Below are 26,858 nucleotides of genomic sequence, written 5' to 3' on the forward strand. Positions count from 1 at the left end.
ACGGAGGTTACACGGACTCCAGGGCCGCAAGGGCCACCGCGCGGAACGCCGTGCTGGTCCGCAACACCATGCCCACATCCAGGGACGACGGGTCGGAGCCACGCACCTCGGGCGACAGGTATGCCAGCACGCGCGACGCGGCGAGCGAAGCAGGCACCGCTCGGAAGGCCGCGACTGCCGCCTCATCGAAGCCCTGGACCGTACCGGGCCGAGTCAGCGTCTCGCCGGACTCGCCCAGGCAGAGGGCCAGCGCGCAGAGGTAGCTCAGCTCCACTGGGCCGAAGCAGGCCAGTGTTCCCGCGCCCAGTACCAGCTCGTCCGGAGAGGCCAGGTACGCCTCCACGCCACCGGCCGGGTTCAGGAAGACGCGCAGCGCCTCGGCTCCCAGCTCCTTCAACGTGGGCTGCAGGGCCGCGTGCAGGCGGGGCATCGTCTCGGCCGTCACCAGCACCGAATTCAAAGGCAGTGGATGGCGGAAGCCCTCGGGCAGCGCCACGCGGGAAATCGTCGCGGCCGATGCGCTCGCTGAACTGGAGACGAGCGCCGCGCCGAAGCCGTCCACACGCGCCACCTCCATGGGCACGTCGTCACAGGCCACCAGCGCCTCGGCGTACAGCGTCCACCCGTCCGCGTCCACCGGTTGCTGTCGCAGCAGCTCGGGCCAGAGGTGGATGGCCAACGCCGCCCCCTCGTAGGTGGGCGAGAGCCGCTCCGCCACCAGGCGCTTGGCCTCCGTCGACAACTGCCCGGCCTGATAGAGCCGCTCGGCCAGCCGCACCGCGAACACCACCAGCTGCCCGTCCAGGTACTTGCGGAGGATGCCCTCCAACGTCTCGGGGTCATCCGTGAGGCGCTCGCGCAGCTGCAGCGCTTCGCCCGTGAGGCCCTGGGCCTCGGCGATCCGCACGCGCCGCTCCAGCCGCTCCGGCGTCTCCGGCAACAGCTTGAGCTGCTCGGCGGCTTCTGGCAGCCGGCCGAGGGCCTCGTAGGCCTCTGCCAACCGCTCGCGCCACAGCCCCATCGCGGCCGGGCCGGCGAGGATGGCCGCCAGCTGCTCCGCCACCACCACGAAGCGCGCGTGGTTGCGCGTCTCGTCATAGATGGGCAGCAGGAACTCCAGCGCGCGCACCGTTCCGGGTGCGTCCTCGAGCGCCTTCTCGAAGGCCTCCTGCGCGCGCGCCTTGTCACCCGCCCACATCAGCATGTCGCCATGCTCCACGTGGAGGCTGGCGCGAGCCTTGGGATCCGTCTCGAGCAGGATGAGCAGACCCAGCGTATCCGCCGCGTCCGCCGTGCGCCCCGCGTCGCGCTGCAACCGGAAGCGCTCGCGCAGCAGCTTGCCGCGCCGCTCCGGCCAACCATCCGCCGCGTCGGAGAGCGCCTCGACGCGCTCGTCCAGGGGGAGTGCCCGGACGTGGGTGAGCACCACCTCGGCCACGGCCTCGGGAAAACTGCCCATCGACGACAGCAGGAGCCGCAGGCGCTCGGTGAAACCCGGCCCCGTCTCGAAAGACTCCAGCGCGCGCAGGCGGGCCTCGGCCGGAGCCTCCTCCGCGCGGAGCACCTCGTCCCGCAGGCTCATGGCCAGGGCCGCGTCCCACTGCGTGAGGAGCTCCGCCAGCCGCAGCAACCCTTCCCAGTCACCCTCCGCGCGCAGGCCGGTGGTCAGGTCCGTGACGTGCGAGGCATCCGCATCCGGCCTCGCCACCAGCGCCCAGAGCGCCTGGCGGATGCGGGCCGTGTCTCCGGCACGCTCGGCGAGCGCGAGCGCCCCCGAGAGGTCCCCGGACTCGAGCGCGGGGCCGAAGCCCACCTCGACGGCACGCGCCGGGGCTCCCAGCCGGGTGAAGCGCTCGGCCATCTCCACCGGGCTCAACGTGCTCGGAGCCTCCGAGGCCAGACGCTCGAGCACCTCGAGGGCCTCGGCGCGCTCGCCCGCGGACTCCCAGAGCTCCGCGGCCTCCAGCAACAACGTCGGCCGCTGCGCGGAGTACGCGAGACGGGCTGCCTGCAACAACGCCTGCGCCGCCCGGCCGGGCTCTCCCGCAGCACGGTGCAGCCGAGCCACCCACCCCAGCGCCTCCGCGTCGGGCTCGATGGAGACGGCGGCTCGGGCCGAGCGCAGTGCATCCGAGAGACGACCAGCGGCCTCGAACTCGCGCGACGCGGACAGCAGCAGCTCCCGGCGCTCCGCGTTGGCGAGCAGATCCGCCCGAGCCAGGCGCACCTCGGCGAGACGACCCGGCTCCTCTGCGAGCAACGGCTCCAGTGCCTCCAGCGCCTCGGCATAGCCCGCACCGGAGGTGCCCCGAGCCACCACGGCCTCCAGCGCCTCACGGGCGAGCGACTCGCGGCCAGCGGCACTCGCGAGGGAGGCCAGCTCCAGCCGCAGCAGAGAGGCCTCGTCCGCGTCCTCCGTCGCCGGCACCAGGCGCTCGAGCGCCTCCAGCAGCGCGGCCTGTTCGCCCCGCTTGCGCAGACCCTCCACCAGGGCCCGGATCGCGGCCACGTTGGTCGGGTCCGCCTCGGCCGCACGCTCCCGGAGGGCCGCGGCACGTCTTGGATCATCAAGCTGCTCCGCGGCAACCTCGGCAGCAGCCAACAACAGCTCCGCGGCACGCGAGCCACCGGCGGCCTCCGCACCAGCCTCGTAGACGGCGAGCAGATCCGCGGGGCGGCCCAGGGCACGCAGGCCCGTCACCGCCCGGTCGATGATGTGGGCATCCGCGGGACGCAGACGCGCCAGGTGCAGCAGCGCGTCGATGGACTCCTTGGGGTCCTCGAAGAGGTCCGCGGCGCGGCGGTAGAGCACCTCGGCGGTGGCGGCATCCGCCTTGCGCGCGAGCTTCAGGGAGGCGCGGTACAGGCCCTTGGAATCACCCGTGCGGCCATACACCTCGGCGAGGAGGGACAGGGCCTCCTGGCCACGCGCACCCTCGGGCTCGAGCGCCACCACGGCCTCGAAGGACTCCGCGGCATCGCGGTACGCCCCCGAGGCGAGTGAGGCATGACCCAGCCGCAAATGCGTGCGCACGCGCACCGGGACGGGGAGCGACTCACCCCCGGCGGCAAGCAAGCGCCGGTCATAGGGCTGGGCCGCGTTCGGGCCACCTCCCTCGGCGGCCAGCTCCGCGCGCGTGGCGAGCGCGTCCACGTCATCACCCGCGTGGGCCAGGTAGTCATCGAAGGCCTGCGCGGCGAGCAGCGACTCCCCCGCCTCGAGCAGCAGGTCCGCGCGCTCACGCAGCAGCGGCAGCGCCTGCTCCGACGGTACGGAGGCAGCACGCAGGGACAGCAGCTCCGCCAGGCGGCGCACATCTCCGGCGGCACGGGCCCGCAGTACATTGAAGGCCTCGCCGCTGGAAGGCGCGAGCTCGAAGGCCTGGTCCTCGCACAACAGCGCACGCTCCAGCGCACCGGCCTCGCGGAAGGCCTTCGCGGCGGCCAGGTAGCTCTCCGCGGCCTGCGCGGGAGGCTGCTTCTGGGCGCGGCGCAACATCAGCGCGGCGAGCGACTGCAGGTCCTCCGTCTCCGTGAGGAAAGCGCGATGGCGGGAGTAGAGCGGCTCCTGGAAGGGGTCCGCCTCCAGCAAGAGGGCGTCGAACTCAGCGGCATCCGCCTCCCGCCCCAGCTCGTGGAGCAGGTCCGCGGCCTGACGGGTAAGGCCCAGGTCATCCGGCAGCGCCGAGCGCGCGGCGAGCAGCGCAATGACTGCGGCATCCGGACGTCCAGCACGCTCACGGTAGAGGGTGGCGGCGCGCAGCAGCAGTTGCGCGCGGAGGGCGGGCTCCTCCTCCTGGGCGGCGGACTCCTCGAACCAGGCGGCCAGCTCGGCCACGCGGCCCTCGCGCTCGAGCAGCTCGCACAGGAGCGTCTCGGCCTCCTGGAGGGAGCGGTCCAGGCGGAGCGCCTCGCGCAGGAAGCCCTCGGCCTTGCTGGAGTCGTCCAGCACGTCCAGGTGGAGCTTCGCCAGCCGCAGCAGCGACGTGGCCTTTCTGGGCGCCGCGGGGAGCAGCGGCAGGATGCGCTCCAGCCAGCGGGCCTCGGCGACGGTATCGTCCCGGCGCACGGCCAGCTCGATGCCCATGCGCGCCGTGTCGAGCTGCTCGGAGAGCGCGAAGGCTCGCTCCAGCGCGGCTTCGGCGGCGGACAGGTCCAGCTTCGCGTCGCGCAACATCTCCGCGCGGTGACGCTCGTAGGCGGCGGCCTCGTCCTTCCGGTCCTCCTTCTCCAGGAGGAAGCGCAGCGCCTCCAGCGAGCGCAGCGAATCGTCCACCCGGCCCGACTCCTCGGCCAGCTGCGCGTGCTCCGCACAGGCGGAGATGGCACCATCCAGGTCTCCGCCCTCCTGGCAGAGCGCGGCCACCACCTGAAGCTGGGCCATCAGCTCGGGGACACGACCCGTGTCGCGGTAGAGGTCGGCGAGCGCCTGGTGCAACGGCAGCGAGTCCTTCGCCATCTCCGCCGCGCGCGCCAGCAGGGAGGCAGCGAGTGCGGCGTCCGCCAGCGACTCTCGGGCACGCTCCGACAGCGAGACGAGCCGCTTCGCGGTGTCTTCGGACGGAGGCAGGGCACGCGCGTGGGCGACGAGCACCTCGAAGGCAGCGCGGGGCTCGTCCTTCTCCAGCAGAGCGGCGAGCCGATGCACGGCCACTTCGTTCAACGGACGCTCGACAAGCAGCCGCTTGTACGCGGACACCGCGCGCCGCGAGTCCCCGAGCTTCTCGGCGAGCGCCCCCAGACGCAGCCAGGCCTTCTCGGCGAGCTCGGGCTCGGTGGAGAAGTCCGCGGCGGCGGCGAGCTGCTCCTGCAGGGGCAGCGCCTCGACCACCTCGCCGTGCAGGAAGAGGAGCTCCGCCAATTCAGCGAGCTGCGCGTCGCGCGCGGGGACGAGGGCATGAGAGCGGCGGGCCAGCTCCAGGGCCCGGGCCATGTCTCCAGCGGCGCGAGCATGAGAGGCCCCCTCGCGCAGAAGGTTGGCGGCCTCCGTGGAAGGAATGTTGTTGGCGCCAACGTCGAGGAGCTTCGCGGCCTCGGCGGAGTCACCCCGGTCCGCCACGAGGGCCACGAGGCGACGGCGTACCTCGACGTTCTCGGGAGCCAGACGCACGGCCTGCCGCAGCGCGGCCTCAGCGGCCTCCGGCTGCTCCAAGCGCTCCAGGTAGAGGGTGCCGAGCTCTGCGTAGAGGGTAGCGGCCTCGGAGGGAGGCGCATGCGGGGACTCGGCGGCGAGCAGGCTCGCGAGGCGCGCCCAGTCCTCCATCGTGCGCAGCACGCGCTGGAGCGCGGCGATGGCACCTGCGTGACGCGGGGCGAGGGAGAGCGCCGACTCCAGGCTGTTCGCGGCCTCCGGAAGATTCCCGCCCTTCTCGAGCAAGCTCGCACGCGACAGCAACGCCTCCACGCGGCGGGGCACAGGGCCCTGGCGAGCAGCCTCGGCGAGCGCTTCCGCCTCGGCATCCGACTGCCCTTCGCGACGCGCGAGCGTGGCGAGGGCGAAGAAAGCATCACAGCGCTCGGCTGGGGAGAGCGGCAGCTCCACGGCGGCGAGCAGGGCCTCGCGGGCCGGGGTGCGCGCGTCCTTCTCCAACAGCGTGGAGGCAAGCGCGAGGAGCCGGACACGAGCGCGCTCGGCGAGATCCGGCTCGGAGACGACGACATGGCGCCAGGCCTCCAGCTCGTCCACGTCGTCTCCCGCCTCGCGGGCGAGCGCGGCGAGGGCGAGCCACAGGGGCGCGGGCCGGCGGGAGAGCTTCGTCGCGGCGAGGAAATCATCGCGCGCGGACTGGGCACGGCCAGCGTTGCGGTGGAGCGCGGCACGACGGGCGAGTAGCTCGGCGCGGGCATCCCCCTCCGCGGCGGAGATGAGCGTGCCGAGCAGGGTGAGACGCTCGACCTCCTCCTGGGGAGTGCCCATACCCGGAGGGGGCAGCAGCTCCAACAGGGACTGCGTGGCCCACGTGTCGTGAGGCTCCTCGGCGAGGAGGCTGCGCAGGGCGTCAGCGGCCTCCGCGGGACGGCCCAGGGCGAGGGACAGCTCGGCCAGCTCGCGACGAGCGGAGCGGCGCGCGTCGCCGGAGAGGCGCGGCCACAACAGGGCGAGCTGATCAGCCAGGGGCTCGCGTGCGCCCGCCTTGCGGTGGAGGCCGGCGAGCTCCACCTGGGCCTCGAGATCCTCGGGGGCCAGGGTGCAGTACTGGGCCAGTAGACGGCGGGCCGCATCCGGGCGGCCGGCACGCACCGCGCAGGAAGAGGCGCGGCGCGTCAGCTCCAGCAGCTCGTCCTCGCGCAGCGCGTCCGGGTCCGTCGCGGGCAGGGCCAGCACGGCCTCGAAGTCCTCAAGGGCGGAGCGGGCATCCGCCTGCATCCGCAGCTCGCCCCGGCGCACGCGCGCGGGAGAGAAGGAGGCGTCCCTCTCCAGGGCCTCGGCGAGGAAGGCCTCCTCGCGGCTGGTGCCCATGGCGAGCACGGAGGCGCGGAAGAGGAGCTTCGCGCCGGCGCGGGCCTCCGTGACGAGCGCGGCCTTGCGCGCGAAGAGGCGGGCGGCCTCCAACTTCTCGCCGCGCTCCAGCTCCAGCTCGGCGAGCGCGTCGAGGGTCTCGGCGGCCAACGGGCCCGAGGGGTTCGCATCGAGCGCGGCGGACAGCCGCAGGAGGGCGGGGCCCTTCTCCCCGCGCTCCAGGAGGACGCGAGCGCTCTGCAGGAAGAGGGGCGCGGCCTCCGTGGAGCGCTCGGCGGCGACGAGGGCCTGGGCGCGCGAGGCCCACAACTCGGCCAGCTCACGCGTCTCACCCGCCTCGGTGTAGAGCGCCTCCAACCGGGAGGCGAGCGCGTCGTCCAGGCGGCGCAGCGGGAAGGCCTGGGCGTAGGCGGCGATGGCGGCCTCGCGGTCTCCCGCCAGCTCACACGCGCGACCCAGCCGCGAGCGGATGTCCGCGAGGCGCTCGGGAGCAGTGGTGCGCGGCAGGGTGGACAGCAGCGTCTCCAGCGCGCGCCGGGCGTGCTCGGGGCGCTCGCAGCGCAACGAGAGGTCGGCCAACTCCAGCAGCACGGCCTGGTCCGGTGAGAGGCGCGCGGCCTTCTCCAGGGCCACCAGGGACTCGCCGAGCCGGCCCAGCCGAGCCTCCAACACATTGGCGAGCTCGCGCAGCGCGGTGGCCGCGAGCCGCTTGTCGCCCTGCGCCTCGGCCACACGCGCCCGATCCTCCAGGGCGTTGGCCAGGCCCGCCATGTCGGCGCGCTTGCGCTGGAGGGCACACAGCTCGCCCAAGGTGGGCAGGTCATCCGGCTCGGCCTTCAGCACCTCCTGGAGGGCCGTAGCGGCGAGGTCCAGGTCGAAGGCGAGGTCACGCGCGGCCACAGCGAGGCGGCGGTACTTCTGCGCGCGCTCCTTGGGCTCGGTCGTAAGGCGCGCGAGGGAAGAGAGGCAGCGGGTGAGCAGTCCCCCATCGCGCCGGGCCTCGGCGATGGCCAGCAGGGACTCCAGCGCGGGCTTGTGGTCGGGGTCGGCCTCCAGCGCGGAGGTGAGGAGGCGCTCGGCCTTCTCGGGCTGCTGCAGACGGCCACGGTACAGCTCACCGGCCTCGGCCCAGAGGGCAGCGCGGCGGCCGGGCTCCTCGTGGACGGCGGCGGCCTTCTCCAACGCCTCGGCGAGCTCCTGCGTGCGGCCGGTGGTGCGGAAGTAGGGAATCAGCTCGTCGAGCGCGGAGGCATCGCGCGGGTCCAACGCGAGCGCGGCCTCCAGGTGCTCGCGAGCGCGGGCGGGGTCGCCGAGCTTCGTGCGGTACAGGCGCGCCAGGGCATGGTGGCTCTGGTGCGCGGCCTGGCGGATGGACTCGGAGCGCGGAGCGGGTCCCGCCAACTCCAGCGCCTGCTGGTAACCCGCGAGCGCCTCCTGCAGCTTGCCCAGCTTCTCGGCCACGCGAGCGGTGGAGAAGAGGGGCTCGGGCTCGCCAGGCAACAGCGACACGGCCTCGCGGTAGCGCAGCAGTGCGTTGTCCGGCTGCTGGAGGCCCTCTTCCCAGATGCGGCCGGCGAGGAGGTTGGCGCGGCCCACGCGGTCCAACTCGTGGCGAGCCATGGCCACTTCGCGCAGACGATCCAGGGCCTTGAGGGCGCGCAGGTGCTCGCCGCCGCGGTGGCACAGCTCGCCGAGCAGCAGCAGCGCATCCGGCTGATCCGGAGACAGACGCAGCGCGGCCTCGCAGTGCAGACGGGCGCCGGCGACGTCGTCCTCCGTCTGAGCGCACAGGCGCGCGAGGTGCACGTGCGCATCCGCGGCCTCGGCGGGGTCGCGGGCGAGCGCGGCGATGCGGCGGTAGGCACGCACGGCACCGGCGCGGTCGCGGCTCTGATCCGAAGCGCGCGCGAGGGCCTTGAGGGAAGGCAGGTGATCCGGCTTGAGGCCGAGCACCTCGTGAAGGGCCTTCACCGCCACCTGGGGCGCATGGTCACGAGCGGCGCGTGCGGCGGCCTCGGCGGAGAAGAAGGCAGCGGCCTCTTCGGAGGCGCGGCGCGAGAGGGCGCACAGGGCGAGGTAACGCTCGGCGGCGCGGGCATGCTCCCCCCGGCGCTCACGCACCACGGCCTCGCCCCAGAGGGCAGCGGGGCTCTTCTCGCGGCGGCGCAGCAACGTGGCGGCCACGTCGAGCGCCATGTCATGAGCCTGCGGGTCCGCCACGAGGAGCGACAACAGACGCTCGGCGGCGAAGGGGTGGGCGTCCTGGGCATCACCGGCCTGGAGCCAGGCGTCGCGCGCCTCGACGAACTTGCCCTGGGCGATGAGGGCCTCTGCATCGGCGAAGGCACGGGCGCCCTCGAGTGCCAGGAGCAGCTCCTCGTCAGGCGGAGCGGGAGGAGGCAGGCCGCCAGAGGTGAAACGCAGGCGCAGGCCCGCGCTGCTCACCTCCGCGGAGGAGAGGCGCGCGGTGTCCAGCACGGGCATCTTGAAGCCCCGGCTCACCGCGGCCTTCTGGCAGAGCGCGGGCAGCACGCGGGTGGAGAAGCCGGTGGCGCCACGCACCTCCACCTCGGGCAGCAGGCCCAGCTCGGCCACAGTGGCGGCGATGAGGCCGGGCACCTGCACCGAGGGCGTGGAGGAGAAGCCGTACAGCCGCACGTCGTAGAGGTAGAGAGCGAGCCGCTCGCCATCGGCGTCGAAGGCGACCTTGAAGGTAAGCGGGGTGCGCTCCGGGGCCTGGAGGAAGGCCTGACCCTCCAGGTAGCCGGGGCGGAAGTGCAGCTTCAGGCCCTCGAGTCCAGCCACGCGTCCGGCGAGCTCCGCCACCTTGCGCACCACGAGGTCCGCGTCGACGTGCAGCTCGAGGAAACCGAAGAGGAGCTTCTTGCGTTGGTAGCGCGAGGCTCCGGCGCTGACGTTGAAGGGGAAGGTGACGTCGGGAATCTGCAGCGCGAAGTCGGCGATGGAGAGTCCGGGCGCCAGTTCAAGGGGCGGAAACCCCACGAAGGCGCGCCTGTCCAACAGGCGCAGCTCGGGGGCTGCGGCTTGCGCTTCGGACGCGGGCTTGGGGGAGTCGCTGTCGATGGCCATCGCGGGGGCTACTGAGGAGCGACGGAAGTTACCACGTGGTCCAACCCCCCGGAATTTTTGCTGTTCTCTTGCCCGGAGAGCAGGCGACGTACCGCCTCCGGCTGCTCACCAGGAGTCCGGCCCTCACGGGCACTGGGGCGTGATGAAGCGCTTGAGATAACAAGCGGAGGTGTTCGAGCATGGTGACAACGTGAACTTGAACCTCCTGAACACCGACGAGACCATCAGCCGGCTCGTCTCGCTGATCAAGAATGCACGCAAAAACGTAGTGCTCGTTTCCCCCTACGTCACGCTGGGAAAAGAGGACCGGATAGGGCAAGCCATCCGAGCGGCGTTGAACAACAAGGTCTCCGTTACTCTGATCTTCCGGCTCGATGACGACCTCCAGTCCTTCGCCAGAACGTTCAGTGAATACCTTCAGGAGCTCACCGCGCGGGGCCTCCGGCTCTGCCTTGTTCCAAAGCTCCATGCGAAGCTCTACTGGTCGGAATCCGAGGTCATCATCTCCTCATTGAACCTGCTCTCCTCGTCTTTCCTCTCCAGCATCGAAGTGGGGCTCTGGTCTCAGGACCCAGCGGACGTGGCCCAGGTGCGGCAGTTCATCAAACAAGAGATCGAGCCGCACATCCTCGCCGGCCAGGACCTCCAAAAGTTCGTGGACAGCAAAGCCGGAGGGAACGCCCGAGCATTCAGAAGCTCCAGGCAGACGGAGAGCCCTCGCGCGCCAGTCGGGATGCACGGGTTCTGCATCCGGTGCGCCATGCCGATCGCACTCAACCCAGAGAAGCCATACTGCTGGGACGACTACCAGGAGTGGGCTGAGTACGAGAACGCGGACTACAAAGACAGCTTTTGTCACAGCTGCGGCGAGGGCTTCCCGGCCACCATGAACAAACCCCTGTGCCGGAGTTGTTACCGCAAGATGACCGGCTGAATCACCGGCGGGCTCAAACCTTTCCCACCAGAGCGGCGGATGAAGAACCGAGCCGGAGTGGATCCCGGTCACCTACCCCATCTTGCAGTGACACACCGTGCTCAGTCCCCGGGCACACAACCCACCTGGGCGAGCGCCACGGCGATCTGTCACCGTAGAGGTTCGACCCGTGGGCGGATGCGACCTGCACCTTCGGATGGATGGGCCACACGTCCCCACACCCCATCTGTTCACCCTGGCACAAGAGATTCACTGTAAGTCCACCTAGAGTCCTATCCGGGAGATGGCCTCTTGTTTTCGCTGTTCCGTCGGCCGAGGGGCAGGCAGAGTAGCGCCCCCTGTTTCACGCTAGGCCCCTGCCCGCGACCCACGTTTCCAGCGAAGATGCAGCGCGCGTGATCGACACCGGTACACTCGTCCTCGATGGCCGTTTCCGCGTCCTCCAACTCCTCGGAGCCGGGGGCATGGGTGAGGTGTACCTGGGCGAGCAGGTGTCGCTGGGGCGCAGGGTGGCCATCAAGGTCCTGCACGCGGACCTGATGGTGCACCCGAGCATGATCGAGCGCTTCAAGCGCGAGGCCCGCCTGCTGTCCGCGGTGGAACACCCGGCCGTGGTGCGCGTCATCGACTACGGGGAAACAGACGTCGGTGCCTGTCTGGTCATGGAGTACGTGGAGGGAGAGAACCTCTATGACGTGCTCCAGCAAGGGGCCATGGCTCCCACGCGCGCGCTGCCGCTGCTGTACCAGCTCGCCGAGGGCCTCGCGGCCATCCACGACAAGGGCATCATCCACCGAGACCTGAAGCCGGAGAACGTGCTCCTCACAAAGGGGCTGCGCGGCGAGCAGGCCCGGCTGCTGGACTTCGGCATCGCGCGGCTGGTGGAGCCAGACGCGACCGCCAGCAACCTCAGCCAGGTGGGGCTGGTGGTAGGCACGCCGGAGTACCTCTCGCCGGAGCAGGCGGTGGGGGCTCCGGTGGATCCGCGCAGCGACCTGTACTCCTTCGGAGTGCTCGCCTACCGCGTGCTCTCGGGCCAGCTGCCCTTCCCCGGGCCGGGTCCCACCCAGTACGTCGCCCAGCACGCTGCCCAGGCGCCCCAGCCGCTCATCGAGGCCGCGCCTACGCTCGTCGGCCATCCCACGCTCGTCGCGCTGGTGATGCAGCTGATGCAGAAAGACCCCACCCACCGGCTGCCCGATGCAAATGCGCTGGTGGATGCGCTGGGCGTAGTGGCGGCGGGAACGCTCGGTGCGGCGAGTGCGCCCCTGGCCATGGCCTCGGGTGCGCCCCCTACCCTCCCAAGCATCTCCGCCTTCATTGTCCCCGACGATGCCGCCCCGCCCGGGAGCGGAACGGTTGCCTTCGCCGCGCCCATCGCCGTGCCGGCTCCAGCCGAATCACCTGCCTCGGGCACGGTCGTCTTCGGTCCTCCCGGTCCTCCCGTCCCGGGCACGCCCGATATCCCAGGCCCCTCTCACTCGCGCGCGACCACCCGCCCCGCCACGGACATGGTGGTGCCCGAGCAGGCCGCCTCGCACTCGCGCGCGCCCACCCGTCCCGCCACACCGCTGGCCGTGAAGTCGGTGCGCAGCAGCACGGACACGATCCTGGCCAGACCCGCGACCACGCAGGGACTGAAGGGCAGCGGGACGCTCTCGGGAGGCAAGCCGCAGAACCTCACGGTGATGCTCACGGACCTGCAGGGCTACACCGAGCGCACCTCGCGGCAGACGCACGAACAGAACGCGCGGATGCTGGAGACGCACGACGAGTTGCTGCTGCCCCTGGTGCGCGATTACGGCGGCCGGCTGGTGCAGAAGCGTGGGGACTCCCTGCTCGCCGTCTTCCCCGCGCCCACCCACGCGGTGCTGTGCGGCATGGCCATGCAGGACAAGCTGTGGCGGCACAACCAGCGGTGTGGCCCGGACGAGCAGCTGCCCGTGCGCATCTGCCTCCACACCGGCGAGGTGCTCGTCACCCGAGACGCGGTGCTGGGTGAGCCGGTGGAGGTGGTGAAGGCGGTGGAGAAGGTGGCCGAGGCCGGTGAGGTGGTCTTCACCGAGTCGGTGAACCTCGTGCGCAGCCGGGTGGAGGGAGACGCCGACCCCTGTGGCAGCGTGCCGATGCCCGCCAGCGGAGAGCCGCTCCGCCTCTACCGCTGCCGCCGAGCCGTGGAGGGCCTGCCCTTCGGAGGCCAGGACGAAGTGTCCATGCGCGCTCCGCTCCAGAGGCAGCTCGGTCCGGTGCGAGCGGCCTGGGACGAGGTGGCACGGGTGGGACGGAGGCTGGGCGAGCGGGCAATGGAGTTGGTGCGCACAAGCCCGGGCCTGACGACGGGCGTGAGCCTGGGGCTGGTGGCGGTGGTGGGGCTGACCTCGTACGCGATGGTGCGCCGGAACGATCCCGTGTACCAGGCGCGCGAACTGCTGGAGGCGGGCAAGCCAGCGGACGCACTCAAGCGCCTGTCGGAGGTGCCGGCGGAGGCGAAGAAGGACGCGCCGGTGCTGCAGGTGCACGCGAGGGCACTGCACGTGCTCAACAAGCACCAGGAGGAGTACAAGACGCTGGCGGGACTCGACGCGGAGTCACGCGAGCCCATTGAGGAGCCGGTGCTGGACGGGCTCGCCGAGGACTTCGGGGAGGACGAGGCGAACAAGGGGCTGCGCAAGCTGCTGTCCGCACTCCCGAAGGAGCAGCTGAAGGAGCACTTCGAGGAGCTCGCGGAGGAGGAGCCCTCGCCCAGGCAGTGGGGCGCGCTGCGCTACCTGGAGGCGGTGCAGTCCACCGACGGGCTCGACCTGGTGCAGTTGTACATGCAGTCGCTCGAGTCGACGGACTGCGGCATCCGGGCGCGCTCGGCGCGGCGGCTCGCGGGGTTGGGAGACCGCAAGGCGATCCCCGCGCTGGAGAAGCTCATTCAGCAGCCGAGGGAGAAGACGCTGAAGAACTGCGGCCAGGACGAGGCGCAGGACGCCCTGGAGACGCTGACAAAGAAGTAAGCCTCCCCACCTCCCGGGTGCCTACAAAGGTCCGGGCGAGGCAAAGCCCGCGAAGAGCTCCCCGGACAGCCAGGCGCGCTGGCCTCGGGACGCGGCCCGCAGGAAGTCGTTGAGCACGACGCCGTCCTGGCCGACGCGGTGGGTGCGCGGGAAGAGCAGATTCATGCGCGAACGGGCGATGCCCTTGCTGCCCCGGTGGATGAAGGTGACGGTGCCATCCAGCCCCACGCTCTCGACGACGCCGATGTGAGTCATCCCATCGTTGCGCAGGCCATCGCGGTTGCGGTCGTAGGTCTCACGGAAGAAGACAAGATCTCCCGGGCGGGGGCGACGGTTGTGGAAGGCGCCCCGGGACTGCGCGCGGCGGTAGATGGCAGAGACGGCGTTCTCGCCCGCGAGGAAGCCATGGTTGACCAGGTCGATGCCCGCCTTGAGATAGGCGACCCGCACGAGGCCGGAGCAGTCGTCCGGGACACCGCGCTCCACACGGCCCAGGTGCCTCACCCCCACGAGCTGCACCGCGCGCTCGACAATGAGGGCCGCGATGCGTGAGGGCGTGGCCGTGAACCCCGGGTGCGAGGCCCGAAGGCTGGTGGCCCCGGACACGAGTCGCGCGGTCTCCACGGTGACGCGCAGGGCCAGGGCCACACTCTCCTCGGAGGCGTCCCCCAGCTCCACCGCGTCCACCCTAGGCGCCTCGGCCTCCGGAGAGGAGCGCGGCACGTCCGTGGCAGGACGAAGCGCGGGCGCGGTGCCGGCACAGGCAACGAGGAGACACACCGGAACGAGGAGCAGACAGCGCATAAGGCGACATTATCCACACCCACTATCGCCTGCACCTTCCACGACCAGGCAGGTGCGGCCTCCACTGCCCGGCCGTCAGGCGGACGAGGCAATCGAGGGCAGCCAGAAGGTGAAGGCACTGCCCTTCCCCAGCTGACTCTCCACCGAGAGGTCGCCTCCAGATTCCCGGAGGATGGTGCGCACCACGGGCAGCCCCAGGCCGGTGCCGCGACCCGGCGGCTTGGTGGTGAACCACGGCTCGAAGATGGTGGAGAGCTTGTCCTCGGGAATGCCCACCCCGGAGTCCTCCACGCGGCAGCAGACGACGCCCTTGGGCCTGTCCTCGAAGAGGCGCACCCGAACCTCCGCGGGCCTGTCCTGCACCGGCTCCACCGCGTCGGCGGCGTTGCCCACCAGGTTGAGCAGCACCTGCTCCACCCGTGTCCGGCTCACCTGTACCCAGAGGGGAGAGTCGGGCACCGAGGACGTCACCTTCACGTGCTTGATGATGCCCGCGGTGCGCAGCATGGCCAGCGAGCCCGACACCAGCTCACGCAGGTCCACCCGCTCCACCGTGGAGCGTCCAGGCCGACCCAGGTCCATCAGGTGCCGGCCGTGCGTGGCCACGTGCTCGCACGCCCAACCCAGCTCCTCGAGCTCCTCCAGCTCTGGCGGAACACCGCGCCGGGCGCAATCGGTGAAGTAGGTCTTCAAGCTGTTGAGCACGGCGGAGATGTTGCGCAGCTCGTGCCCCACTCCAGCCGCCAACGTGCCCAGCGTCGCCAGCCGCTCCACCTGCAGCAACTGCGCGCGTGTGCGCCCCAGCTCCGCCTCCAGCATCTCGTTGTAGCGAACGCGCTCGGTGACATCCAATGCGACACCGATGGCGCCCGTGAGCGTGCCGGCCTCGTCGAACACAGGCGTGTAGCGCGTCTCGTAATGAACGCCGGAGAACTCGATGGTGCTGGTGAAGGACTCACCCTTCAGCGCCCGCCGCGCGATGTCGAGGATGGCCGGACTCTCCGCGAAAATCTCGAAGATGGAGTACCCCACCACCTGCCCAGGCCTGAGACCCAACTGGGCCAGCGCGCCCCCATCCGAGAAGGTGAAGATGCCCGACGGGTCCAACGCCCAGATGTTCATCTGCGCGCCACGCACCGCCGTGCGCAGCCGCATCTCACTGGTGGCCAGCGCCTCCCGCATGGCCTCCCGCTCTGCGACCTGGGCGGCCAACAGGCGATTGGCTGCTTCGCCCGCGATGATCGCCACCTGAATCTGCTCCTGGGCCTCGCGCCGCGCGGTGACGTCGACGAGGATGCCGAGCACACCCAAGACGTTCCCCTGCGCGTCCTTCAGGGGCACCTTGCTCGTCTGGGACCAGCGCTGCTCGCCATTCTTTCCCCGGACGGGCTCCTCGCACTCAGCGAAAGAAATCCCCGAATCCAGCACGTCCTGGTCACACGCTCGGTAAAAATCCGAGTCCTCCTTGCGCCAGGGCATGTCGTAGTCAGAGAGCCCCACCACCTCGTCGGGATGCGTCAGGCCGGCGAGCCTCGCGAACGCGGCGTTGCACCCGAGGAAGCGCAGGTCCTTGCCCTTCCAGAAGATGGGGTACGGCAGCGCGTCGAGGATATGCCTCAACAGTTCCGCCTCTCGCCGCACCGCACCCTGGCCAACCTCGGGCCCCAGCCCTGGCATGAATCCTCCTCCCCGTCCGGCGTGGAGCAGGGTCCTTTTGAAGATAATGGCCTGTCAGATGACGTCAGGAAAGAGCGGCCCTGGATGTTCGCCGTCAGACGACGGGGTGCGTCGGCGATAGCGAGGGGACGAGCACTCCGCTTTGGGAGGTTATATCTCCCCCGTGAATCCCCTTGTCCTTGGCCTGCTCGCGAGCACGCTCGGTGGAGCCACAGGCGTCTGGCTCACTCGGAGAAGGCGGAGTGGACCGGACAGCTCCGCGCTCCTGCGTGCCGAAGTGGGCGCCGCGCTCGCCCGTCCAGGAACCCTGCATGACATGTTGCAACCCTGCGCGGAGGCGATCGTGCGCCACCTCGGAGGGGCCTTCGCGCGTATCTGGGTGCTCCCTCCGGGCGAGCAGGTGCTGGAGCTGCGAGCGAGCGCCGGGCGCTACACCCACCTGGACGGCGAGCACGCCCGGATTCCCGTGGGTCAGCTGAAGATTGGCCTGATTGCGCAAAGCGGCATGCCGCTCCTCATCAACGACGTGCCGAACGACCCGAGGGTGCAGCGGAAGTGGGCGCTGCGCGAGGGATTGGTGGCCTTCGCCGGCTACCCGCTCCTGGCCGAGGGACGGGTGGTGGGGGTGATGGCCATGTTCGCACGCCAGAAGCTGAAGGACGACATCCTGGAGGCGCTGGCGTCGGTGGCGGACGCGATGGCCCAGGGGACCGCACGCCAATATGCCGAGGAGCGGCTGCGGCAGGGTGAGGAGCTCTTCCGGCTGTTGCTCGACTCCACCGGCGAGGCCATCTACGGCATGGACCTGAAGGGGCAGTGCACCTTCGCCAACCGCACCTGCGCGCGGCTGCTGGGCTATCCGGATGCCTCGGCGCTCATCGGGCGCCGCATGCACGAGCTCATTCACCACAGCTACGAGGACGGAACGCCCTACCCGCGCGAGGCATGCCCCATCTACGAGGCCACCTCGAAGGAAGGCATCCACCTCGACAACGAATGGCTGTGGCGCGCGGACGGCAGGGGTTTCCCGGCGGAGATCTGGTCCTACCCCCTCTGGCGCGAGGGCGAGAGACTGGGAGGGGTGGTCACCTTCGTGGACATCTCCGAGCGCCGCGCGGCCGAGGCGGAGCGGGCCCGGCTGCTGTACGAGACCCAGGAGGCGGTGCGAGCCCGGGACGACTTCCTGGCCATTGCCTCACACGAGCTGCGCACGCCCCTCACACCCCTGAGGCTGGGGTTGCAGAGCGCTCAGCGGATGCTCCAGGACGGACAGCCGCCCCCCCTCGAGGAGCTGCGGTCCCGGCTGGCCGTGACCAACCGGCAGGTGGTGCGCCTCACCCGGCTGGTGGAGAGCATGCTGGACCTGTCTCGGCTGACGCGCGGCACGCTGCAACTGGAGACCGCTCCGTGCGACCTGGCGGCGCTGGTGAATGACGTGCTGGAGCGCTCGCGCGAGGTGCTCGCTCAAGCGGAGTGCTCACTCGATGCCCAGGTGGAGGGGCCCCTCCCGGTGCTCGGGGATCGCCTGCGACTGGAGCACGTGCTGGAGAACCTGCTGTCCAACGCGATGAAGTACGGGGCATGCAGCCCCGTGCACATCCGCTGCCGGGCCGAGCAGGGCCGCGCGCTGCTGAGCGTGGAAGACGAGGGCATCGGCATCTCGCCGGAGGACCAGCAGCGCATCTTCGGGCGCTTCGAGCGCGCCGCCTCCGTGCGGCACTATGGCGGCTTCGGGCTCGGGCTCTACATCCTGAGGGAGATCGTCGAGGCGCACGGAGGGACCGTGTCGGTGGAGAGCCAACCCGGACAGGGCGCCCGCTTCACCGTGACAGTCCCCCTGCTGGAGACGCCCGGGTGAGGCTCAGGGCGCCTCCTGGGGCTGCACCCCATTGGCGCGCAGCACGCGCACCACCTCGTCGGCCATGACTCGGTGGCCGGCGGCGCTCGGGTGGATGCCATCCACATCCAGGCCGTCAATGAAGAGGTGCACGTTGTCCGGCGCGTGCGTCACCGCCTCGAAGTCGATGATGTCGGGCTGCCGGTTGGTCCGTATCCAGGCGTTCATCGCCAGCCGGCTCGACTTCACCTCCTCGTATCGACCGTTGCTCGCATGCTCCTTGGGCAACAGGGTGCCCACCCACGTGCGACAGAAGGGCTTCAGCCGCTCCGTCAGCAGGAACATGTCCGCCTGGAGCTTGATGTCCGGGGAGCCACTCAAGTCATTGGTCCCCAGCAGGACGATGCAGTCGGTGATGCCCGACAGGACGAGCGCCTCGCCATCCAGCAACCGCAGCGCGTCATAGAAGCCCTGACCGGAGACGCCGGCGTTGACAATGGGCACTCCGAGCTGAGCGCTGGCCAGGAAGGACCAGGAGTTACGGATGTCGTCGTGACCGTTGATGTAGCCCTCGGTGATGCTGTCGCCCAGGGCGACGAAGACGCGCGAGGGAGGACCTTCGACTTCCACGGTGGCAAGCCCCACGGGGATGGCCCAAGGCTCGCCCCCGAGCGGCCCCGGCGTGGTGGCCCAGGCTCCCGAGCGCACGTAGCTGCCAGGGAGCAGCTCGATGGCGCTCGCCGCCAGTTGGCCCTCCACCTCGAAGGACACCGCCAGCTCGTCACAGAAGTGGAGGGGGAAGGGCACGGGATCGGACACCACACGCGTCCTCGTCGCGAGGGTGGTGCCAGGCGCGCCGGAGAACGTCACCGGCACCGGCTCGGAGGCCAGTGCGCCCTCGGGTCCGGCCCGCGCAACGGTGACCCGCCGCAACACCAGGGAGCCATCTCCCGAGCGGAAGGCGAGCCGCAGCCGTTGCCCCGCACGGTTCACCGGCACGCGCAGGCGGAACGTGGTGGTACCGCGCACTTCTTGGGACCAGCGCAAGGCCAGGTGAAAGCCCGGCTGGAACAGCGGAGGCTGCGGCCGGGGGCTATCCGGAGTGCCCCCGGGGTTGACGGGAGCGACCTCGAGCCCATCGGAAGGCAGGGTCTCCACACAGGAGTCCATGGCGGGTGCTGACGGTGGGAAGACAGATTCCCCTTCGTCCGCGGCGGGTCCGCATTGGGTCACGAGAAGTGCCCCCATACACACCACCAACACCATGCCTCGCCTGGTCCGCATTCCTACCTCCTCCTTTCAGGGGGAGGCTTTGCACCTTCCGGACCAACACAGGCTCCCTCTCCCCTTGGGAGAGGGCGGGGGTGAGGGTATCGGGTGAACCCGGGTTGAACGCCCTGTCCACACCGAGGGCCACGGGCTGAAGAACGGGCTCGGCTACCCTCACCCTGACCCTCTCCCGAAGGGAGAGGGAATATATTTCCCTGATGGAGCTCAGGGAACGATGAGGCGGATGGCGTGGTTGTACGAGTCGCTCACGTAGAACCACCCGTTGGCGTCGGTGGCGAGCCCCGTGGGCGCGACGATATCCGCCACGTCTCCGGAGCCGAGGCGCGTGCCGAGCTGCCCCGAGCCAGCGATGGTGATGACCCGAGAGGAAGCTCTGTCGGTGCCGGGCTCCACCTTGCGGATGCGGAAGTTGCCCGTGTCAGCGATGACCACACGTCCGTCCGAGGACAACGCCATGCCCATCTGCGCGCGGAACCGAGCCACGTCGCCCGTGCCATCCGCGAAGCCAAACACATACCCCTCCTGACGACCGGCGACGGCCTCGACCGCGTGGGGCGCAGTCAGGGAGAGGCGGCGCACGAGCTGGTTGCCCGCCTCGAACACATACAGGAAGCCGTCCTTGCCGAGCGCGAGAGCCGTAGGATTGTTGAGGGTGGCCTTCGTGCCGATGACCGCGTCCTGCCGCCCCCCGCCACCCGTGCCGGCGATCGTCACAACCTCCTGCGTGTCGGCGCGGAGCATGCGGATGCGATGACCCACCTGGTCGGCGATATAGAGATTGCCGGCGGCGTCGACAGCGAGCGCCATGGGCCGGTTGAAGCGCGCCTTGGCGGCCGGTCCATCGGCGAAGCCTGACCGGAAGGGCTGCCCCGCGAGCGTGCTCACCGTCCAGCCGGACTCTTCACGCTTCAGCACACGGATGACGTGGTTCTCGGAATCCGCCACGTAGATTTCACCGGCCGGTCCCACCGCCACCGCCGTGGGGTAGCGGAACATGGCCTGCGAGCCAGGACCATTGGCGTGCCCGAGCTTCCCGTTCCCCGCGAGGGTGATGACGGTGCGCGCAGCATCCGTCTGGATGAGCCGAATGCTGTTGTTGCCGGTATCAGCAACCACCACCTCTCCGCTCGGGGTGACAGCCAGTCCGGTGGGAGCCTGGAAGCGGGCCTCCGCCGCGGGCCCATCGCTGAAACCCGCCACGCCGGCCCCAGCGAAGGCCTCCACGCGCTGGGCCCACTGGGCCTCCGGCGGAGCCACCACCGGCCCTGCGCTATTCACGGGCTCCAGCTTCCGCGCCGGCCGACGGTGCGTCAGCGCGCGCTCGAGCACGTTGAGCGTCATCCGCTCCACGCGAGGATCTCTCAGCTCCGGATCCGACCCCAGCCCGAGCCCCCAGCAGATGGAGCCCGCCGAGAACACCAGCCGGCCCTGGGGCGTGGTGTAGTCCACCGCGGTGCTGTAGGACGGCACGCCCTCACCGCTCACCACGGGGCTCGACATGCTGATGCTCACACCCGAGGGAGCCCCGGGCAACGAGGGGAAGGCCTTGTCGTACTCGTAGCCCAGGAGCCCCTGCAGCAACGTGCCCCGGGTGAGCCCCGTGCCCTCGAAGAGCCAGTGCGAGTCATCAGCCACCACCATCGGGAACATGACGAGCTGCCAGCCCTCGTACATGGCGCCGAAGAGGTTGCTCTCGGGGCGATTCGAGGGCGCGTCCCGGAAGCGCACCGTCGAGCCCGGTTGGGGATCCAGATCCGACTCGTTCTTGTAACAAACCTGCGTGCGGAGCGGATTGCCCTTGGAGTCCGAGCGGAAGCGGACGCGCCAGTAGCCTCCATTTCCACCGAAGTAGACGAGGCTCGTCTTCCCGCCTGCCAGCGCGGCCTCGATCTGATTGCGCTCCTCCACCGACCAGTACTCGTCCTGCGCCGCGATGACGAAGGCCCCAATGCCCTCGAGGAAGTTGGAGAAGCGCATGAAGTCCAGCTGCGTCCCATAGGTGACGTCATAGCCCTCGCGCTCCATCAACTGGATGAAGTTGATGTCGAGGTGGAACGTCTTCCCGGCCCCGTTGGAGTCCTTGTACGGACGATTGAAAGACACCTCACGCGCACGGCCGAACGGCGTCGCCAGGGCGGCGTCGAAGTAGAGGCTCGTGCCGCCCCAGGTGTTGTACGCCTGATAGGTGGTGAAGTTCGGCGTATAGAGGATGTCCGCCGCGCGCTGATCCCTGACAACAAAGGGCGTAAACCGCATGCCGCCATTGGGCAGGGTGAGCTTCACGACGTAGAGCCCGGAGACCCAAGAGGAGTCGATGGGAATGGAGAAGGTGTCGTCCCAGTCGCACTCGATGCGCGCGGTCGGCACGTCACGCTCACACGGCGCCTGCGCGCCCGTCCGCCAGGGACCGCCGCTCCACACCTTGCGGGCCCCCGCTCCACCGTAATAGCCGATACGGAACAGCTCGGCGGTGACGGAGGTCTCCGTGTCAGTGGAAACCTTTACCCCAACGACCTCGCCCGCCGCGGCGGACTCGGTGGAGGTATAGAACTCGAGCGCCCCTTCAGGAGCCGCCGAGCCTCCCCGCCACCGGCGATCGCCTGGGTGCTTGTTCTCCTCGGGAATGGGGTTGGGCTGGGATTGACGCGCAATCGGCTGGGGCTCGGCGCAACCCGACTCACATTCGCCGCCACCGCCGCCGCCTCCTCCACCTCCGCCACCACCACCACCACCTCCGCCGCCGCCACCACCTCCGCCGCTGTCACCGCCTCCGCCGCTATTCCCCGGAGGGTCCTGCTGCGGGCGCAGGGTGGTGTCATGACATCCACCCCACAACAATCCAGACAACAACAAGACACCTGCCAGAACCCCTGCTGCGCCACGTCCAGCTCTCATGCCCGCCCCCGACGTCCCCTCGGGATTTCCGCTCTGGATCCGGCCCGAATCCACCCGCAGAGTAAGAACGTTCGCTGGAAAGACCAGTGCCGTGCCAGGGTATGAGAGGCGTTGCTGAACTGGACGGACGCCCGCCACCCCTTGATGGGCAGCGGGCGCCTCACTGCGGGAAGGCTAGCAGCCAGACTCTACGGCGCCGATGTCCGGAGCGGCTCCGCAGAACGGGAGACCCAGCTTCTCGCCGCGATCGACAGCGGCCGACGCGGGCGACAGGGTTTCCGTGCTGTTGAGCAGAGTGCTGGATTCGAGCGAATTGGCGTCCTGCCCCTGCGCCTTCCACTGGGAGAGGTTCCACGACGAGGTCCCCCTGAAGGAAGCACCGGGCCGGTAGAGGTTGCTGTTCATCTTCAACCCCGGCGCCTGGCTGCCCAGCTTCAGGACATAGGCTGCGTCAATGATGTTGTTCTTCACCATCAGGTTCTCGGTCGGCCCGCCGTCACCCGTGCCCACGGTGAGTGCCGGACCCTGCAGCCGGGTGAAGGTGTTGTTGTACACCTGCGTTCCCGTCGAAACCGCCAGCTGCAAACCACCGCCCGTCATTCCGCCGTCGGTAATCATGTCCCGGATGCGGTTGCGGCGGATGATGATGCCCGAGGGATAAGCGCCGTAACGGTTGCCGCCCACGCCGATGGCCAGACCCGCGTCGTAGAAGTCGTTGTCCTCAATGAGGACGTTCTTGGCGGACATGTGCACCACCATGGCGCCATTGCCTCCCAGCGTCGGGTGGCGCCGGGCGAGGTGCATCTTGTTGCGGCGGACGGTGACGTTGTAGCAGGTCTTGATGTCCAATGACTGCTCGATGTTGCCGTACAGGTCGTTGCCTTCGATGGTGATGGTATCGGCCGGAGCACCGGGCACCGAGCCATCCTCGCTGTAGCACTGGATGGCGTCCCCCGAGTTGTCGTGGATGACGTTGTTGCGCACGGTGATGTTGCGAGCCGTGGGCTGGATGAGCACGCCGTGCGCGTCATCCCCGTCGATAAAGATGTGGTGGATGTGATTGTTCTCGAGGGTGGCCCCGTTGGCGCTGTAGTGGAAGCTCACACCGGCACCGTAATTGCCATGGTGGATTTCCGAATCGGAGAGCTTCGTCCCCTGGAGGTTGCTGGTGAAGGCCACGCCGAAGGCCTTGCGGTTCTGGATGTCGATGTTGAAGCCGCTGATGAGCCAGTAGGGCTTCTCCACCACCATCAGCGCCCCGTTCACCGAGCCCAGGATGATGCGCGGCTTGCCCTCCCCCTGGAGGGTGATGGGCGCGGTCGCCGTACCACTGCGGACCGAGCCGGAGATGAGCACGCGCTCGGTATAGGTGCCGGAGCGCACCCGAATGAGGTCACCCGGACCCGCCAGGGTAATGGCGCGGGAGATCGTCTTCAGGGGCGCCGTCTCCGACCCGGCGGCCGCGTCATTGCCCGTGGTGCTCACCACCCACACCTTGTTGTAGGTCGGCGTGGTGACAGGCGAGCCCACGGTCGATGGGCTGTCAGGTGGCGGGGGAGGCGCCGGAGATGCCACGGGCTCCTCAGGTTCGTCCGGAGAGTCTGGCGCCTGGGTGTCCGGCGGCTCGGAGGGGGAAGGCTGAGGTGACCCCTCGGAGTCAGGAACTCCGACAGAGGGCGCCTGCGTCTCGGGCTTGTGGATCGCGTTCCCCTCACAGGCGGACACCACACAAGCTAGCAGCAGGGATGAAACGAACTGGGGCCACTTGTTGAATTGCTTCACGATGAACACCCTCTTTTGTTTGGGGTGTTCTCGACAATGCTTGGAACTCCTCTATTCCTGGCCAAATGCCTGCTTGCCCCACGAGCAGGCGGAATGAGCAGGCTCCCGCCCTGCCCTCTTATCAGGGAGACGGGCGCCTGAACTCTCGTCTGCTTTAGAGGCTCCGAGGCCCGGCCTGATACGAAGCGCGCGGCTCCAGCGCCTCCTGGACCGGAAGCTCTGGCGCGGAGGTAAAGCGCGCGGGCTTGGGCACCAACCCGACGGCCTCCTCACACCAGTCCACATGGCGTCGCACGGTCTGGGAGAGCTCGAAGCGCTCGCAAGCACGCTGCCGTGAAGCCATCCCAAATTGATGCCGCAACGCTGGGTCGTTCACCAAGCGCTCGAGCGCGGTAGCGAGCCCCACCTCATCGCCGGGCTCCACCAGCAGACCGTTCCTGCCGTGCTCAATGAGCTCGGGGATGCCACCCACGCGCGAGGCTACCACGGCACAACCGCACGCCATGGCTTCCGCGATGGTCAAGCCAAACGCCTCTGCCAAGGCGGGCTGAATGCAGATGTCCGACGTGCTCAGCAGCTCATGCACATCGTTGCGCAGCCCCAGGAACTCTGTCTGGTGCTGAATGCCGAGCTCCACCGCGAGCGCACGCAGGGACTGCTGTGCCGGGCCGTCCCCGACGACACGCAGGCGTACCATCGGGGAGCGCAGACGCCCGAGCGCACGCAGCAGGTGATGAACGCCCTTGTTCTCCACCAGGTTGGCGACGGTGATGAGTTCCACCGGTCCGCCTTGCGGCCGCGTGCGAGGATGGAAGCGCCGGGTGTCCACCCCATTGAAGATGGTACGGGTGCGGTGGGGGTAAATCCCGAAGCGCCGGCCCTCTTTGATGCGGACGTGCTCGGAGACACCCGCCAGGCTGTGGACCCGGAACATCGTGGCGTGATTCACCGCCCAGCGCAGACTCCGCCGGACCACATGCTCGTTCACATCAACGTGGTCCGAGTGGGCGGTATACAGCACCTGCGCCGGCCAGGCGGCATAGGCCGCCGCCGCCAGAGGGCCCCGCGGAGAGATGAAGTTGAGGTGGATGACATCATAGGAGCCCAGGCGCCGGGTCATCGGCACCAGTCCGGACTCCTCGAACTCCACCAGCTTCTCCAGGCGCGCACCGCTCGCCTTCAGCTCCGACACAAAGGACGGAAGCATGGGCTCACGCAACCAGGCATCCACCTGGTGATCGCGCCGCGCGGCCTCGCGACAGAAGGCGAGGATCCAGTCCTCCAGCGAACCCTGCTTTCGCGGAGCCAGATTCATCAGCAGTGCGATGCGAAGCCCCTTCATCCGCCCCCCCTGCATTGAAAGCAGTCTCCTGCTCCATCACCGGCAGCGAGCAACCCACTCCCCATTGCGATGTGATGAGGTCAGGACCGGCTCTTCGCAAGGCCACTGTCATCCGCGAGCGGCGGAAGACGTCTTTTGAGGCAGCAAGACGTGCACTAGCAACCAGACTCCACCGCGCCAATGTCCGGTCCCGCACCACAGGCGCCCTCCAGGTCCAGGGGCTCACCGCGGTCAATGGCGGCCGGACCCGGCGACAGCGTCTCCGGGTCGAGCAGGGCCTCCGCCTCGGAGGAAGTCCCATCCTGCCCCTGCGCCTGCCACTGGGACAGGTTCAGGGTCGCCCCCTCCTTCAAGATAGTGGTCCCGGGCGGATAGAGATTGCTCCCCATCGTCAGCCCCGGCGCCTGCGTCCCCAACTCCAGGGACCGCGCCGCGTCGATGATGTTGTTCTTCACCACCAGGCCCTGCGTCGGACCGCCATCACCCCGGCCCACGACGAACGCCGGCCCCTGTAGCCGGGTGAAGGTGTTGTTCACCACCTGCGTCCCCGTCGAGTTCGCCAGAATCACGCCCCCGCCCGTCATCCCCCCCTGCGTCAGCATGTCCCGGATGCGGTTGCGGCGGATGACGATGCCCGAGGGCATGGGGCCAAAACGATTTCCCCCGACGCCAATGGCCGCTCCCGCGTCATAGAACTCGTTCTCCTCAATGAGGATGTTCTTGGCGGACATGTGCACCACCATGGCGCTGTTGCCTCCCAAGGTCGGGTGGCGGCGGGCGTGGTGCATCTTGTTGCGGCGGATGATCATGTTGTAGCAGGTCTTGATGTCCAAAGACTGCTCGATGTTGCTGTGGAGGTCGTTGCCCTCGATGACCACCCCATCAGCCGGCGCCGCGGGCACCGAGCCATCCGGGCTGTAGCACTGGATGGCATCCCCCGAGTTGTCATGAATGACACTGTTGCGCACGGTGATGTTGCGCACCGTCGGTTGGATGAGCACCCCATGCGCGTCCTTATTCTTGATGCGGATGTGGTGGATGTGATTGTTCTCGAGGGTCGCCCCGTGAGCACCATTGTGGAAACTGACACCGGCGCCGTAATTGGCGTGGTGGATTTCCGAGTCCGCGAGGAGCGTGCCCTCGGTGTCACCGGTGAAGGCCACGCCGAAGGCCGCGCGGTTCTGCACGTCGATGTCGAAGCCGCGGATCACCCAGTTCGGCCGCTCGACGACGACGAGGGCGCCCGGCTCGGAGCCCGGGATGATGCGCGCCTTGCCCTCGCCTTGGAGGGTGATGGGCGCGTCCGGAGTGCCCGCGCGAACGGGGCCGGAGATGAGAACGCGCTCGGCATAGGTGCCGGCACGCACCCGGATGAGGTCGCCGGGGCCCGCCAGGGAGAGCGCCTTGGAGATGGTGCGCACAGGGGCCGACGCCGTGCCGGCCGCCGCGTCATCGCCCGTGGGGCTCACCACCCACTCGTGCGCGAACGAGGGCGGCGCCTCTGGCGCCCGGGGCGTTCCCTCCTCGGGGGGCGAGGGAAAGCCCGGCTGCTCGCCCGCTGGCTGCTCACTTGCCGGCTGCCCGCTCGACGGAGTGAGGCCCGGCGCGTTGGGGGGACCGAACCCGCCGTCCGATCGCACCCCACCTCCACACGCGGTGGCCAGCAAGACAGTGGAGAGCAGAGGAACCGTGGTCAGACGGAGACGCATGAGAACCCACCTGGTTGGAAAGTGGAAACCGAGTGC

Annotated in this window: 11 protein-coding genes; 3 read left to right on the plus strand and 8 right to left on the minus strand. The window is 69.4% G+C overall.

From position 1 onward, the window contains the following. Window positions 1-7 precede the first annotated feature (7 nt). Window positions 8-9,550, minus strand: coding sequence for a flagellar hook-length control protein FliK (locus tag F0U60_RS45630; RefSeq protein WP_395809859.1), 9,543 nt, complete (start codon window positions 9,548-9,550; stop codon window positions 8-10). A gap of 190 nt (window positions 9,551-9,740) precedes the next feature. Here F0U60_RS45630 and F0U60_RS45635 point away from each other — a divergent pair, with 190 nt between their 5' ends. Together F0U60_RS45635 and F0U60_RS45640 are read left to right on the plus strand one after the other, a co-directional pair. Continuing rightward, on the plus strand, window positions 9,741-10,484 hold the full coding sequence (locus tag F0U60_RS45635) for a phospholipase D-like domain-containing protein (RefSeq protein WP_395809861.1): 744 nt from the start codon (window positions 9,741-9,743) through the stop codon (window positions 10,482-10,484). Between the two features lie 395 nt (window positions 10,485-10,879). Then, window positions 10,880-13,486, plus strand: coding sequence for a protein kinase (locus tag F0U60_RS45640; RefSeq protein WP_395809863.1), 2,607 nt, complete (start codon window positions 10,880-10,882; stop codon window positions 13,484-13,486). 21 nt (window positions 13,487-13,507) lie between these two features. Here F0U60_RS45640 and F0U60_RS45645 read toward each other — a convergent pair whose 3' ends face one another. Beyond that, window positions 13,508-14,290, minus strand: a complete 783-nt coding sequence (locus tag F0U60_RS45645) for an NlpC/P60 family protein (RefSeq protein WP_395809865.1) — start codon at window positions 14,288-14,290, stop codon at window positions 13,508-13,510. Between the two features lie 75 nt (window positions 14,291-14,365). Further along, a complete protein-coding gene (locus F0U60_RS45650; RefSeq protein ID WP_395809867.1) occupies window positions 14,366-15,967 on the minus strand; it encodes a PAS domain-containing protein in 1,602 nt (533 codons plus the stop codon). A 163-nt stretch (window positions 15,968-16,130) separates the two neighbouring features. Here F0U60_RS45650 and F0U60_RS45655 point away from each other — a divergent pair, with 163 nt between their 5' ends. Next, entirely contained in the window at window positions 16,131-17,825 is a 1,695-nt protein-coding gene (locus tag F0U60_RS45655; RefSeq protein ID WP_395809869.1) for an ATP-binding protein, read from the plus strand. Between the two features lie 3 nt (window positions 17,826-17,828). On the opposite strand, the gene F0U60_RS45660 is transcribed toward F0U60_RS45655, so the two are convergent. The 5 genes from F0U60_RS45660 to F0U60_RS45680 all read right to left on the minus strand — a co-directional run bounded on the left by F0U60_RS45660 (window position 17,829) and on the right by F0U60_RS45680 (window position 26,822). After that, complete coding sequence (locus F0U60_RS45660; RefSeq protein ID WP_395809872.1) at window positions 17,829-19,088, minus strand: SGNH/GDSL hydrolase family protein; 1,260 nt, start codon at window positions 19,086-19,088, stop codon at window positions 17,829-17,831. Window positions 19,089-19,298: 210 nt separating this feature from the next. Further along, window positions 19,299-21,941, minus strand: a complete 2,643-nt coding sequence (locus F0U60_RS45665) for a N,N-dimethylformamidase beta subunit family domain-containing protein (RefSeq protein ID WP_395809874.1) — start codon at window positions 21,939-21,941, stop codon at window positions 19,299-19,301. 222 nt (window positions 21,942-22,163) lie between these two features. Further along, window positions 22,164-23,564, minus strand: coding sequence for a nitrous oxide reductase family maturation protein NosD (locus tag F0U60_RS45670; RefSeq protein ID WP_395809876.1), 1,401 nt, complete (start codon window positions 23,562-23,564; stop codon window positions 22,164-22,166). A gap of 361 nt (window positions 23,565-23,925) precedes the next feature. Beyond that, window positions 23,926-25,113 (minus strand): glycosyltransferase family 4 protein, encoded by a 1,188-nt coding sequence (locus tag F0U60_RS45675; RefSeq protein WP_395809878.1) that lies wholly within the window; start codon window positions 25,111-25,113, stop codon window positions 23,926-23,928. A gap of 155 nt (window positions 25,114-25,268) precedes the next feature. Further along, window positions 25,269-26,822, minus strand: a complete 1,554-nt coding sequence (locus F0U60_RS45680; protein ID WP_395809880.1) for a right-handed parallel beta-helix repeat-containing protein — start codon at window positions 26,820-26,822, stop codon at window positions 25,269-25,271. Between the last annotated feature and the right edge of the window lie 36 nt (window positions 26,823-26,858).

Origin of the sequence: Archangium minus, from assembly GCF_044360475.1 — a bacterium.
Taxonomy (GTDB): domain Bacteria; phylum Myxococcota; class Myxococcia; order Myxococcales; family Myxococcaceae; genus Archangium; species Archangium minus.

Bases quoted from the DNA above. Each gene is read 5' to 3' on its own strand.
- F0U60_RS45660 (WP_395809872.1), bottom strand. From the start codon at position 19,088: ATGCGGACCAGGCGAGGCATGGTGTTGGTGGTGTGTATGGGGGCACTT.
- F0U60_RS45645 (WP_395809865.1), bottom strand. From the start codon at position 14,290: ATGCGCTGTCTGCTCCTCGTTCCGGTGTGTCTCCTCGTTGCCTGTGCC.
- F0U60_RS45650 (WP_395809867.1), bottom strand. From the start codon at position 15,967: ATGCCAGGGCTGGGGCCCGAGGTTGGCCAGGGTGCGGTGCGGCGAGAG.
- F0U60_RS45680 (WP_395809880.1), bottom strand. From the start codon at position 26,822: ATGCGTCTCCGTCTGACCACGGTTCCTCTGCTCTCCACTGTCTTGCTG.
- F0U60_RS45630 (WP_395809859.1), bottom strand. From the start codon at position 9,550: ATGGCCATCGACAGCGACTCCCCCAAGCCCGCGTCCGAAGCGCAAGCC.
- F0U60_RS45675 (WP_395809878.1), bottom strand. From the start codon at position 25,113: ATGAAGGGGCTTCGCATCGCACTGCTGATGAATCTGGCTCCGCGAAAG.